Genomic DNA, 11,799 nt, shown 5'->3' with positions numbered 1-11,799 from the left:
TCATAACTGACTTTAAGTGTGACATTAACGTGAAAAATTTGGTTTGTAGCTCGTGGATGTGCTACATTTAAAGCAATAAGCGGGGCTTTGGGGTAATAGACTATGTATCTCTAAGGAGACAAAAATATGAACGATAAAGAAGCGCTCGTCAGATTCGGCATCTCTATGCCGCAATCGCTGATTGAACAATTCGATGCCATGCTGGTCAGCCAAGGATATGACAACCGTTCGGAAGCTGTTCGGGATTTGGTTCGCAGAGCACTGCTGGCTCCGGGTCATATTCAAACCGAACAGATGGCTGCGGGAACGATTGTCCTCGTGTATGATCATCATGTCAGTGATTTGCCTATGGTTCTAACCGATCTTCAGCATCAGTACCATCAAGAAATCAATTCGACCCTTCACATTCATCTTAACCAGCATCAATGTCTTGAGGTCATTGTAGTTAGAGGGATTGTCAGTCGTCTTCGCGATCTACAGCAGCGCATACAGGTATTAAAGGGTGTGGGCTATGCTGAGCTTTCTGTTACTCATGTAGATGAAACGGACCCGGCTGGACATGGACATCATCATCATGACCACGACCATCACCACAATGAACTTGAATAGGGGATGAACAAGTGACTACTTATTTTACATTGTCAGAAGCTAATGCAATGATTCCTTTTGTGAAATTGGATATTGAGAAGCTGCAAGGCATTAAACAGCAATATCGTGAGAAACACAACGAGCTGCAGCTGCTGAAAGCTTATTTTCGCAAGCATGTGCCGCCTGCGGGCAGGGATCCATTTTTTACCTTGGAATGTGAAATGGATTTTTTACAGATGGAAGGCAATACGATTGTGAAGAGCTTTGAATTAAAGGGTGTGCAATTAAAAGATATTGACACGGGACTCGTCGATTTCCCAGCCATATGGAACGGACATGAGGTACTGTTGTGTTGGCGGCAGGGAGAGGACAGCATTACGCATTACCATGGAATGGAAGATGGCTTTGCGGGCAGAAAAAAGCTTGCCGAAGAATAACCGGGGACTGCACGAGGAGGATTTGGGAGTATGTCAAGCGTACGAATGAAGCACCTGGGAAAACAATCGGCGTATGTTCAAAGGCTGATGGGAACGCTTATCATCAGTTTGCTCGTGTTTACCCTGCTGCTGGGAATACCCCAACTCGCAGGAGCACATGCCGGTTTGCTGGAATCCGTACCGCCTGCCAATGCGGAGCTGGATCAACCACCTGCCCAAATTGCTTTAACTTTTAACGAGCGTCTCGAAGACGGTGTGTTCTGGATTCGAGTGATGGATACCAACAAAAAGCAGGTTACGACCAACAAGGCACAAATCAATCAGGAGCGCACAAAGCTGACGCTGGACCTGCCCAATCTGGGACAAGGCAATTATCTCGTTAGTTATCATGTGATATCTTCGGACGGGCATCCGGTGGATTCGACGTATTTGTTCGCTGTTGGGCAAACCCTAAGCAATATACCGACAGGTACGACGGGGAATAGTGAACATTTGCATACATCAGGCCTATCCGATGGCGTTAAATTTACAGATATTATTCATTTCATCTCGAGAATTATTTATTATGCTTTTATGCTGGCGTTTACCGGCTGGGTGCTTTGGCTGCGATTTAGTGGTATTAAGGGAGAGACCACGCATTCTGTGCTTCAAGGCTGGACGTTACAGCTGCAAAGGGGCTTTGTGGTCGCTTTTATTTTTATGATGTTCACGCATTTGTTTGCAATGGTTGGGGACGGTGGTTCAGAGGCGCTTGCCATGCTGTTCACGCATACGAGTATCGGATATGTGTGGGTGGCCTCGTTGGTACTGTCGCTTCTTGGGTTCGTCGTGTTATTCCGCAGTGTATGGATCGATCTATTGTGGGTCGTTCTCATTTGGCTGTTCAAGAGCCTAAACGGCCACGCGGCAGCCTTTGAGCCAGTGAATCAAACTGTAATGCTGGATGTCGTTCATTTGGCTGCTGCATCCCTATGGGTAGCCGGACTGCTGATGCTTCTCGTATTGTGGAAACGCAGCAGGGATGAAGCGATTGCCTTATTCCCGCGTGTTTCAGGAGTCGCACTAGCCAGTCTGGCTGTGCTTGTCGTATCCGGTGTATTGTCGGTATTTATTATGCTGCCGGATGTTTTCTATATAGTAGAAACTCAATGGGGCAAGCTGCTGTTGTTCAAAAGCGCACTGGTATTGCTCGTTATTGTGACCGGCTCACTGCTTCGCTTCTACCATCGACGCAATGGGATTTCGGGAATTGGCTCCCTGCTTAAAATTGATGCCATCCTGGCACTAATGATTGTTGCAATTGTCGGTGTATTCACCTATTTAACTCCGCTGCCAACGAACGAGCCGCTGAGCTGGCATGTGATGGGTGATAAAATTCATATGACAGCGCAAATCTCACCGAATAACCCGGGAGTTAACGACTTCACGGTGAAGATCTGGCTTCCGGAAGAGCTGGGCAAACCTAAACAGGTCATGCTGAAGCTGCAGGATATGCGTTCACCCGAGATAGCTCCGCTTGAAGTACCGTTGAAGCAAACGGACAATAATAATGGCATGGAAGAAACCTACGGAATGAAGCAGTACACATACAAGTCGCGCGGTGCCTATCTTCCATATCCTGGTTATTGGAAGCTGGAAGTACGTGCCATGAACAGTAACGATGATGAGACCGTATATGTCAAAGAAATTCGTGTATTTTAATCGTGATGCAGTAATAATAAAGGCCTATTATCTTTAAGTTGGATATTAGGCCTTTTGGTCTATCTTCCTATTGTCGAATTTAATCGAAAAAGGTAAAATGAGGATATAGATGGATAGAGGATATTCCTTTAAGGAAGCTGAGGCACATCATGAATAATAAAAAGGTCATGTCCAATGAAGTCGGAGAAGGAAATAAGTGGACAAGCGGTAGCATGAATAATGCCTCCTTGCTATGCATAGGGTTGGTTACGTTCTGCTCTTATGCCGTAATCATCTCATCCAGAATTGTACTTGGAATGGAATTGGATTTGTTGAATTATTTGATGACAGGTTTTGCCCTGCTCGTAGTCGTTCCATTCGTATATGTTTTGGCTAGACGGAGGGAGATGAAAACGGCTTACTTTATTCCTTTATTGATTCTGCTATTCGTCATTGCAGAGTTGGTGGAGGTGGGTATCCGAATGTTCACTCCGTATGCGGATATTCACAAGGGTATGCTGTATACGTTATACGATATTGCCGGACTGCTTCTATTTATGCCACCAATGCTGTACTTTGCTTTAATGGATAACAGGCATCAGGAAAAGTTGGAATCGAAGCTGTTTTTCCTGGCGCATCATGATATGCTAACAGGCCTTCCCAATCGAAAAATGTTCGAGGAGCACATGGAAACCGCAATCGTACACCATAAGCTCAACAATCAATCATTAGCTGTCTTGTTCATTGATCTGGTCCGTTTTAAAAATGTGAATAATACGTTCGGTCATAACTTCGGCGATTTGCTCCTTATTGAAGCGGCAGATCGTCTGCGCTGCAGCTTGCGATCGATTGATCACATTTCCCGACCGGGAGGCGACGAATTTTGTGTGCTCATCGAAGAATTAACACATGCAGAGGATGCACATACAGTCGCACAAAAGCTTTTAACCGTGCTAACGCTTCCCTTTAAGCTGCAGGGACATGAACTGCGCATCGGCTGCAGCATCGGTATCGCCTTATATCCGGATGACGGGGGTGATCCTGTCACATTGATGAAAAATGCGGATACGGCAATGTATCGAGTCAAAGAGCATGGAAAGACCGGATTCCAAAGGTATACAGCAGAGATGAATGATACGGCCATTCAAACCTTGATCATGGAGGAATGGCTGAACAAAGCATTGGAGGAAGAACAATTTGTTTTGTTCTACCAGCCCCAGATTAAGATCGAAAGTAACCGTATCATAGGCATGGAGGCACTACTGCGCTGGAGGCATCCGAACCTCGGTTTAATACCTCCAGGGGAATTCATACCATTAGCCGAGGAAACCGGACTCATTATTCCAATCGGAGAGTGGGTATTGCGGACGGCGTGCAAGCAAAATGTGGCTTGGCAGCAGGCAGGCTTTGAACCGATGAAAATGGCTGTCAACATTTCTCCTATTCAATTTCATCAAGGCTGCTTTGTTGAGGTTGTGCTGGATGCCTTGCAGGAAAGTGGCTTGGACCCGCAATACCTGGAGCTTGAGATTACGGAAGGCATAGCGATGTTTCAGGTTGATCAAGTTATTCACAAGCTGCAGATACTGCGTAACCATGGCGTTCAGATTTCAATAGATGACTTTGGAACAGGCTATTCTTCATTAACCTATTTGAAAAGATTCCCGATCCATAAGCTGAAAATTGCCCAGGAATTTGTGCGGGGGCTCACCTTTGATCCGGATGATGCGGCTATCGTTCAGGCGATTATTGCAATGGCCCACAGTTTGAAGCTGAATGTTATCGCAGAAGGTGTAGAAACCAATGAACAGCTTGAATTCCTGACTAGTGTGGAATGCAGAGAAATCCAAGGTTACATATACAGCAGGCCCTTGCCTGCTCATGAGCTTACTCACATGATGCCAACGATTGCGACGCACCATGTCGTGTAGGTGAAGCCAATCAAAAAACACTTCAAACCCACTAATAAAGTGTTGTTGAAGTGTTTTTTGAATTCATTTCCACGCCTGTATGTCCTGTAATTTTCCCTACAGCTTGGCCGATGCGTTCGGCAGTGCAAGCTGCTCTTTGACCTCACTAGCTTGTGAAGAACGATATGTCAGATAGAAAAGTACCCGTATAATGGCAATGGTAATAAAACAGCCCCAGATCGGCAGAAAGGCGATTAGTGCACCTGCCAGAAGTGCTCCAATTCCGTTGCCCAGATTCATGACTAATTGAAAGTCAGAGAAATAAGCCATTTCTTTGTCATGCCGCGCTGCTTCATTCATCATCATGGTCTGTGAAGAAACTTCATGGACGGCCAGGCATACACCCACCCAGCCTTGAATTACGAGCAGCAGCCAGAACGATTGAATAAATCCATAGGGGATTATCGCAAGCGCCATACCGATTACAGCAACGCCATATACCTTGAGAATCCCGTAGCGCTCCATCAAACGGCGTGCTACCGGGAGCAGCAGGGTGGAGACGATACCTGCCGTAACAACGAAATAGGCGATTTGTGCGTTGCTAAGCTTGAGCACATTGACATGGTAAATGACGAATAAAGGTGCTACCATCGCAATCCCTGTATTATTAAGACCGATCCACCAGGTTCTTCGATCACATTCCTGAAATGGATGAACCTTGGACCATTTGAACTTCATTTTTTCACGTGGGGCGAGCTCGGCAATAAGCGACATTCCGGCAAAAGTGGCAAAGCAGCCGATCAGCATCGAAATGACATAGTTTTTGGGAAACATCCAGTTGTAAATATCAAGAAAATGACCGACAGTAAAGCTTCCTATCGTGACAATAATAATTCCAATAATTTTATTGTTGCTAAAAATGCGTGGAAACTCGGATGGTGCCACCCATTTACGTAAAATGGCTGGCTGCTGGGCACTGCTGATCATGACCGATACGGCATTGATCGACCAGAAAATCATCAAATAAGGGATCGGATTGGGGAGCAATACGGAAAAGGCCATGCACAAAAATGCACCTTGCCGCACATATCCGCTTGTCAAAAAAACGCCTCTGGTTAATGGGAGCTGTCGCGTAAGGAAAGCTAGCGAAAGCGCACAAAACAGAGGCGGAAGCGAATTGGATAAAGAAATTTGGAAATTGGTAGCTCCCAACCGGGCGATTAATACCCCCAGAAAGGTGAAGAAAAACACGCTTTTCATGTTTTGCAATCCGGCATCCAAATAAATACGGGTCGAAACTTTCATCTGCTTCAGAACCTTTCGTATGAGGGCGGCAGAGGCAGAAATTGGCCCTTGAAGTATGTTCACGGATTAGCATACCTTGATAAGCGGTCAATTTACATGGACGGTGCTATTCAAAAACATGGATTATCTTACTATATAAATTAAACGTACAATCAGGCTTTCCAGCTTTGTGGGTGATTGCCGGATATGTATTGGGCAGCTGCGGCATTGGAGATTACCTGCTCCGCATTTTTGCAACCGGGTATGACAGCCGTAACAGCAGGATGCTTCAAGCACCAGGCCAAGGCCCATGTAGCCATATTCATGCCTTCGGGTACTTCGTGCTGCCTGATGCGCTCAGCTTCCTCCAGCTTGCTTATCGTTACATTCCGATCATGAGCATTACGTACGTCATTGTCGGCAAACACCGCGCCTGGCTTATATTTTCCGCTCAAATAACCGCTGGCCAATGGCACCCGGGCCAATACCCCAAGATTCTGTTCTTCACATGACGGGAATACGCGCTCCTCGGGTTTACGGTCCAGTCGATTATAAATGACCTGAATCACCTCGGAGCCGACCTTATTTGAACGTTCTGTCTGGTACAGATTATCATTGCTGCCGATGGAGGTACCCAGATGACGGATTTTACCTGCTTCTACCTGCTTGTGGAGCAAAGTCCACAGCTCGTCTTGATCAAACGCTTCATCCGTACCGGAATGAAATTGATATACATCGATATAATCCGTACGCAGTGCTCGAAGCGACGCCTCCAATTGGGAGATAACCTCCTGTGGCGACCAATGCTGGGAGCGGTTCATATGCTCATGAAATTGGTGACCGAACTTTGTAGCAATTACCCAGTCCTCACGGCGTCCACGCTCGATATAGTTGCCGATAAGCGATTCCGAGGTATGATCTCCATAACATTCGGCTGTATCGATCAGATTGATGCCAGATTCCTTGGCCTGATCCAGAATGGCATCGGCTTCCTGCTGCGTGTAGGTTTTACCCCATTCGCCTCCAAGCTGCCAAGTGCCAACCCCAATTACAGATACTTTCAGCTTTGTTGATCCCAATTGACGATATTTCATAGGTATCCCTCCTCGAATAATGGTTATCCTTTTATTTAACGACATTTGCATAACGGATGTCAAAAGCAGATAATAAAGCTAAAAGCATACAAGGAGAAGATTAGAGAAATGCGCAACCGTATACTAGCACCCCTCATAGTCTTATTGCTTGCAGCAGCTGTTCTGACAGCTTGCAACTCTACGGCTACACCAGCACCAAGTGCAGCACTGGAGCCTGCAACCCTACAGGGGCAATCCGAGCATTGGAAGATAAACGTGAATTACTTGGTCAAAGATAATGCATTGGAGGAAGTAACCGCGATACAGTACTTGTCCACGGAGGAAATTAATGAAGCATCGGTAACGATCACACATAAGGGTCAACAGCCTACATCATACCCAGTAATTAATCCAGTTGCACTAAAAAGTGGGCAGGCAATCGAACTTAGCGGAAGTTCAAAAGTGACTTCCTGGAAAGATATAGACAAAATCACTGTCGATTGGAAGGTTGGCACTACGAAGTATACGGAGTATATCACTCCTACCCAAAAGACGGCCACTGCCACCCCATGAATCGATTATGCATCATTCCCTGCGGGTCCAGGAAAATATGGGATATCGACGCTGCCGCTGGACCAACCGAAGCAAGACAAGCCTATGTTGGAGCCTTTCATAAGGCTTGCCAGCGATATGCAGTGACCTTTTTCACTGATTGGGTCATTCTTTCCGCCAAGCACGGTTTTCTGCTGCCCGATGATATCGTTCCCTTTAATTACGATCTGGCTTTCAACCACAAAAGCACAGACATTATTAGTATCGATTCACTCCGGCAGCAGCTTATAGATAAACGTCTGGATCACATTAAAGAGATCGTTATGCTCGGCGGGAAAAAGCACGCTCGCGTCATGAGTCAGCTCTACGATCCGAGCTGCAGCGTGACTTATCCGTTAAGCGACTGCAAGGGGATTGGTTATATGCTGCAAAGGCTGAACAACGAGCTGTTAGTGGCGTCAGCTCAAAAATAAGTATGAGATTAAGAAGCTCGTCTTCCAGGAACCCTTGTTTGGGATCATTAGAGACGAGCATTTATGCTTGCTGTTAATCTCAGCTTATGTGCTCCTGTTTCAAGCTAAACCCTACTGGACAATCACGATAAAACGCTTTATAATCAATGGGCAGGTAACACGACATTGACGTGGATGCCGCTCATGCGGGTGTAGTTCAGTGGCAGAACGCCAGCTTCCCAAGCTTGAGGCGAGGGTTCGATTCCCTTCACCCGCTTATCTCTTTAAACCCTTGATACTCAAGGGTTTTTTATTTGCTTATTTTGCTTCGTCCAGTATCGACGTGTCCCTTACGCGCAGGAAGGTTCATTCTTTCTTCCCATATGCGAAGCATAGGAAGAGCTTGTATAGTCCAACCTAAGGATAACACGCACAAACCATTCCAACTAAGGAGATGTCGATATGGCCAGACGAAGAGGACGTAATTTGATCGTGCCCCAGGCTTCACAAGCTGTTGAGCGATTCAAGGGTGAGGTTATGCAACGAAAGGGGTATTCGGTTAATATGAATGAACCTGGAAATGTGAAGTACGAGGTTGCCCAGTCTTTGGGGATCCCGCTCACAGCAGGACGCAATGGACATTTATCAACAGAGCAGGCTGGTAAAATTGGGGGACAAATTGGCGGATCGATGGTTCGTGAAATGATTTTATTGGCACAACAGCAGCTTACGAACAACAATCAGAACAAATAAAATTCCATGCTTAATATATACAAGAGGACCGGAGCTCGTCGCGATCCTCTTTTTGTCTGAAATCATACAGTCATTACTGATTTTCCTGTTCTTCAGCTTCACAATTCTGCTCTGTGTTCAAGTCAACGGCTGAACGAAACTCCTCCTCGTTATGGGAGGAAAGTTTATCTCCAAACTGATCCAGCCGACTCGGATTGCTTGCAGATCCGTCATTATCCGGTTTATTGTTTCTGCCTGTCATAAAGTCACCCCCTCACGGTTAGGGTTTCCTAAACAGGATGCTCCATCCACAATATTCGGGGATATTTTCAGTCAAAGCTGTTTCATCCTGGCTGGGCAGCAGCGAATAAGCCTATCCGCTTATTTTGCACTCTCGTCCTTCTTGCGAAATGCTATATAACTAACGACAAAAGCAACGGCAAGGGCACAAATAACAGGTGCGTAGATATACAAATCATTCATGATAAGACCCCATTTCCTAAGATTATTGGGAATCGTCTGCTACTTATAATTACCCTAATAATCCACTTACAACGCAGTGTCCCCAAGCCACGTGGAGATCACGATAGAACAAACCATATCTTACGAGTAAATCTCTTATAGGGAATGTCGGTTTTAAGCAGGAAAGGTAATGGAACGTATCGAATGTATGGGTAGCTGACTCCATCATCACGGATTGTAACTAACAACAGGAACAAGCAGCATGCAAATTATAAGGAGGCTTAATAATGAAGATTAAACAATGGCTCACGGCGACAGCGGTGGCTACCAGCAGTCTGATCTTACTCTCGTCCATTGCATTTGCAGCAGATCCGGTGAAATCCGACATGGTGCTCAAGCTAAATGGGAAAGACGCTGAATTTACGGCTCGAACGTATTTGGTGGACAACAGTTTGTATGGACCCGCTGACGAGGTTGCGAAACAATTGGGCGCTGAGATTATTTGGAATGCCGCTGCTAAGACGCTTGCTTTGCGCAAATCCGGCAGCACACTTGAATTTACGGCAAATATGAAAGCGGTTAAAGTAAACGGGGTTGAGCTCGCCTTGGCAGCTCCTTTGCAAGTCGTCGGAGAGAAGCCATACGTACCGGTTCGTTTCATCTATGAATCCCTCGGTTATTCCATAGGTTATGATTCCAAAACACGTGTCGTCAGTGTGGGCTCGGATAGCAAGCCAAGCTTGTCGGTATTGGGCATTAACGAAGGGCAATATGTTCTGGGCAGTGAATTGAAAATAGCAGTATTGGCGCAGAATCTAACGTTAACCGATTTTACAGTAAACAAAACGCCCAAGGCAGGTGAAGGCCACCTGCTGGTGTGGCTCGATACAGATCTCGATCCCAAGCTGGCTATCACCTCGTATAAAGGTGAACCGATCGCATTCAATCAGATGAAGCCTGGCGAGCATACATTGACCGTGCAGTGGGTAGGCAATGATTCACTGCCGCTTCAACCTGATTTGAAGCAAACAATTAAATTCAACAGCGCGCAAATATCGATTTTGGCTGATTTGGACCCGCAGAAAGCAACTGGAATGCGCACTGAAGGTGTTATTGCCAATACCAAGGGCCATGTATTTACGGTAGATTCAGATTCAAAGAAGCTGTACCGTATTATGGCGGATAGCGGCAAGGTGGATGTGTTAACCGAGCTGCCGCGTGCAGCAACAGGTCTCGGATTAGATGCAGCCGGTAATCTGTATATGGCGAGCGGCGGTCAGGAGGGTGTCATCCTGAGGGTGCTGGCCAAGGATTTGGAAGGCGGAATGTTCGACACTGCACAGGTAGAAACCTACGTCAGCGGTGTGGCGGGCGCGAACGGAATGGCTTTCGATAAAAAAGGCAATTTGTATGTGACAGGCGGAGCCAATGGGAATATTTATATGGTGACACCGGATAGGCAGTTACATACGTTTAAAAGTGGCCTGCAGGCAGAGCGTACAGACCAGCTAATTGTCGTTAATGGAATCGCATTTGGTCAGGATGGCAAGCTGTACGTATCGAATACGAGCAGCGGGGAAATTAATCGCTTTACGGTGAACGCTGATGGTTCACTTGGCAGTACAGAATTGGTGGCAAAAAGTCCTCTGCTCTATGGTGCTGACGGTATTAACTTCGGCCCGGACCAGGCCCTGTACGTTTGCGCCAATGAGCGTAATTCGATTGTCAAGGTGACGCTGGATGGAAAGGTTACCGAGGTTGCGCATAACGATAATCATGGTCCTTTGGAATTCCCTGCAAGTCCTTATTTTGTAGGAAATACCCTGTATATAAGCAACTTTGACCAGCCGCGTGGCGATAATAAGCCAAACGAGCCGGGAATAGGCGCTTCTATCGCCCAAATTCAATTAGGAACTGTCAGCAAATAACTCCATACCAAAAAGCTTGCAGGGTCCTTCCCTGTAAGCTTTTTTGGTATTAGACGTCCGTGCCGCTAAAGCGGAGCAGACGGATAGGGCCGAATAAATCGTTGAGCGAATTTATCCCGTTCCTTGGTAGTGAAAAGTTTTTTGACCAGCTCTTTCCATTGTTTTTGACCGGGTTCATCATGAATTTTTTTAAAGCTTGCTTTCAGGTACATCTCAATAGACCGTCTTTTGGCGTCGATCCCATATAACTGGTTTTTGAATGGCGCGTTTAGAGTGATTTTACGAACTGCAGGAATTTCGTGCAGCAGCCGAATGGTTACTTCCATGATCAACTTATGAACGGTATCGATCGCAGGAAAATAGCTATTGAACTCCTCTTCGGTTAAGGGAGAGTCGGGTTTAGCTTCTTTGAGTTCTTTATAGCTCGTATAAAATTGAATAAAGACTTCATTCTGATTGCGAATCTCGGCTATTTGAATCATAGAGGAACCCCGGATAGAAGGGATGAACTCTTGGAATTTCTTGAGGTCCTCATCGCTTAAATTTGGTTGGGGCGGAGGCACATCAACAGACTCGACACGTGGAGGTTCATCTGTTGGAGTAGAGCCCGCGAACGATTGTGGTACACAAGCTCCAAGCGTAACCATAAGGATCCCAATGATTCCTATAAGCCTAAGTTGTTTATACATGCAGCTATCCCC

The 11,799-nt window shown here is 46.1% G+C and carries 12 protein-coding genes and 1 tRNA gene; 9 read left to right on the top strand and 4 right to left on the bottom strand.

What is annotated here, in order from left to right:
• Positions 1 to 126: 126 nt before the first annotated feature.
• From nikR to NST47_RS31405, 4 genes are all read left to right on the top strand, one after another.
• Positions 127 to 609 (top strand): nickel-responsive transcriptional regulator NikR, encoded by a 483-nt coding sequence (gene nikR / locus NST47_RS31420; protein WP_341158647.1) that lies wholly within the window; start codon positions 127 to 129, stop codon positions 607 to 609.
• Positions 610 to 620: 11 nt separating this feature from the next.
• Entirely contained in the window at positions 621 to 1,025 is a 405-nt protein-coding gene (locus NST47_RS31415) for a DUF2203 domain-containing protein (protein ID WP_341158646.1), read from the top strand.
• A gap of 30 nt (positions 1,026 to 1,055) precedes the next feature.
• Complete coding sequence (locus NST47_RS31410; RefSeq protein WP_341158645.1) at positions 1,056 to 2,726, top strand: copper resistance CopC/CopD family protein; 1,671 nt, start codon at positions 1,056 to 1,058, stop codon at positions 2,724 to 2,726.
• 149 nt (positions 2,727 to 2,875) lie between these two features.
• Complete coding sequence (locus tag NST47_RS31405; protein WP_341158644.1) at positions 2,876 to 4,636, top strand: putative bifunctional diguanylate cyclase/phosphodiesterase; 1,761 nt, start codon at positions 2,876 to 2,878, stop codon at positions 4,634 to 4,636.
• A gap of 96 nt (positions 4,637 to 4,732) precedes the next feature.
• Here the strand turns inward: NST47_RS31405 and NST47_RS31400 are convergent, their stop codons facing one another.
• Together NST47_RS31400 and NST47_RS31395 are read right to left on the bottom strand one after the other, a co-directional pair.
• A complete protein-coding gene (locus NST47_RS31400; RefSeq protein ID WP_341158643.1) occupies positions 4,733 to 5,920 on the bottom strand; it encodes an MFS transporter in 1,188 nt (395 codons plus the stop codon).
• A gap of 152 nt (positions 5,921 to 6,072) precedes the next feature.
• On the bottom strand, positions 6,073 to 6,993 hold the full coding sequence (locus tag NST47_RS31395) for an aldo/keto reductase (protein WP_341158642.1): 921 nt from the start codon (positions 6,991 to 6,993) through the stop codon (positions 6,073 to 6,075).
• Positions 6,994 to 7,101: 108 nt separating this feature from the next.
• On the opposite strand from NST47_RS31395, the gene NST47_RS31390 reads away from it, so the two are divergent.
• From NST47_RS31390 to NST47_RS31375, 4 genes are all read left to right on the top strand, one after another.
• Complete coding sequence (locus tag NST47_RS31390) at positions 7,102 to 7,545, top strand: hypothetical protein (protein WP_341158641.1); 444 nt, start codon at positions 7,102 to 7,104, stop codon at positions 7,543 to 7,545.
• The gene (locus tag NST47_RS31385) at positions 7,542 to 7,997 is read left to right on the top strand and encodes a DUF6884 domain-containing protein (protein WP_341158640.1); all 456 of its coding nucleotides are present in this window, start codon (positions 7,542 to 7,544) and stop codon (positions 7,995 to 7,997) included. The genes NST47_RS31390 and NST47_RS31385 overlap by 4 nt, the downstream gene beginning before the upstream one ends.
• Before the next feature lie 185 nt (positions 7,998 to 8,182).
• Positions 8,183 to 8,253 (top strand) — tRNA-Gly (locus NST47_RS31380).
• 185 nt (positions 8,254 to 8,438) lie between these two features.
• Positions 8,439 to 8,729, top strand: a complete 291-nt coding sequence (locus NST47_RS31375; protein ID WP_341158639.1) for an alpha/beta-type small acid-soluble spore protein — start codon at positions 8,439 to 8,441, stop codon at positions 8,727 to 8,729.
• A 73-nt stretch (positions 8,730 to 8,802) separates the two neighbouring features.
• On the opposite strand, the gene NST47_RS31370 is transcribed toward NST47_RS31375, so the two are convergent.
• Positions 8,803 to 8,970: a hypothetical protein gene (locus NST47_RS31370; protein ID WP_341158638.1), complete on the bottom strand. Its 168-nt coding sequence runs from the start codon at positions 8,968 to 8,970 to the stop codon at positions 8,803 to 8,805.
• Between the two features lie 487 nt (positions 8,971 to 9,457).
• Here NST47_RS31370 and NST47_RS31365 point away from each other — a divergent pair, with 487 nt between their 5' ends.
• On the top strand, positions 9,458 to 11,098 hold the full coding sequence (locus tag NST47_RS31365; RefSeq protein ID WP_341158637.1) for a stalk domain-containing protein: 1,641 nt from the start codon (positions 9,458 to 9,460) through the stop codon (positions 11,096 to 11,098).
• Positions 11,099 to 11,163: 65 nt separating this feature from the next.
• On the opposite strand, the gene NST47_RS31360 is transcribed toward NST47_RS31365, so the two are convergent.
• Positions 11,164 to 11,787 (bottom strand): hypothetical protein, encoded by a 624-nt coding sequence (locus NST47_RS31360; RefSeq protein WP_341158636.1) that lies wholly within the window; start codon positions 11,785 to 11,787, stop codon positions 11,164 to 11,166.
• Between the last annotated feature and the right edge of the window lie 12 nt (positions 11,788 to 11,799).

This window comes from Paenibacillus sp. FSL H8-0034, from assembly GCF_038000305.1.
GTDB lineage: Bacteria > Bacillota > Bacilli > Paenibacillales > NBRC-103111 > Paenibacillus_S.
The sequence above is the reverse complement of the archived record's forward strand: the minus strand, read 5'-3'. Positions and strand labels throughout refer to the sequence as shown.

What these genes read in the sequence shown, in the direction of transcription:
- NST47_RS31385 (WP_341158640.1), top strand. Translation starts at nt 7,542, where the DNA reads ATGAATCGATTATGCATCATTCCCTGCGGGTCCAGGAAAATATGGGAT.
- NST47_RS31390 (WP_341158641.1), top strand. Translation starts at nt 7,102, where the DNA reads ATGCGCAACCGTATACTAGCACCCCTCATAGTCTTATTGCTTGCAGCA.
- NST47_RS31365 (WP_341158637.1), top strand. Translation starts at nt 9,458, where the DNA reads ATGAAGATTAAACAATGGCTCACGGCGACAGCGGTGGCTACCAGCAGT.
- NST47_RS31370 (WP_341158638.1), bottom strand. Translation starts at nt 8,970, where the DNA reads ATGACAGGCAGAAACAATAAACCGGATAATGACGGATCTGCAAGCAAT.
- NST47_RS31360 (WP_341158636.1), bottom strand. Translation starts at nt 11,787, where the DNA reads ATGTATAAACAACTTAGGCTTATAGGAATCATTGGGATCCTTATGGTT.
- NST47_RS31400 (WP_341158643.1), bottom strand. Translation starts at nt 5,920, where the DNA reads ATGAAAGTTTCGACCCGTATTTATTTGGATGCCGGATTGCAAAACATG.
- NST47_RS31410 (WP_341158645.1), top strand. Translation starts at nt 1,056, where the DNA reads ATGTCAAGCGTACGAATGAAGCACCTGGGAAAACAATCGGCGTATGTT.
- nikR (WP_341158647.1), top strand. Translation starts at nt 127, where the DNA reads ATGAACGATAAAGAAGCGCTCGTCAGATTCGGCATCTCTATGCCGCAA.
- NST47_RS31375 (WP_341158639.1), top strand. Translation starts at nt 8,439, where the DNA reads ATGGCCAGACGAAGAGGACGTAATTTGATCGTGCCCCAGGCTTCACAA.
- NST47_RS31405 (WP_341158644.1), top strand. Translation starts at nt 2,876, where the DNA reads ATGAATAATAAAAAGGTCATGTCCAATGAAGTCGGAGAAGGAAATAAG.
- NST47_RS31395 (WP_341158642.1), bottom strand. Translation starts at nt 6,993, where the DNA reads ATGAAATATCGTCAATTGGGATCAACAAAGCTGAAAGTATCTGTAATT.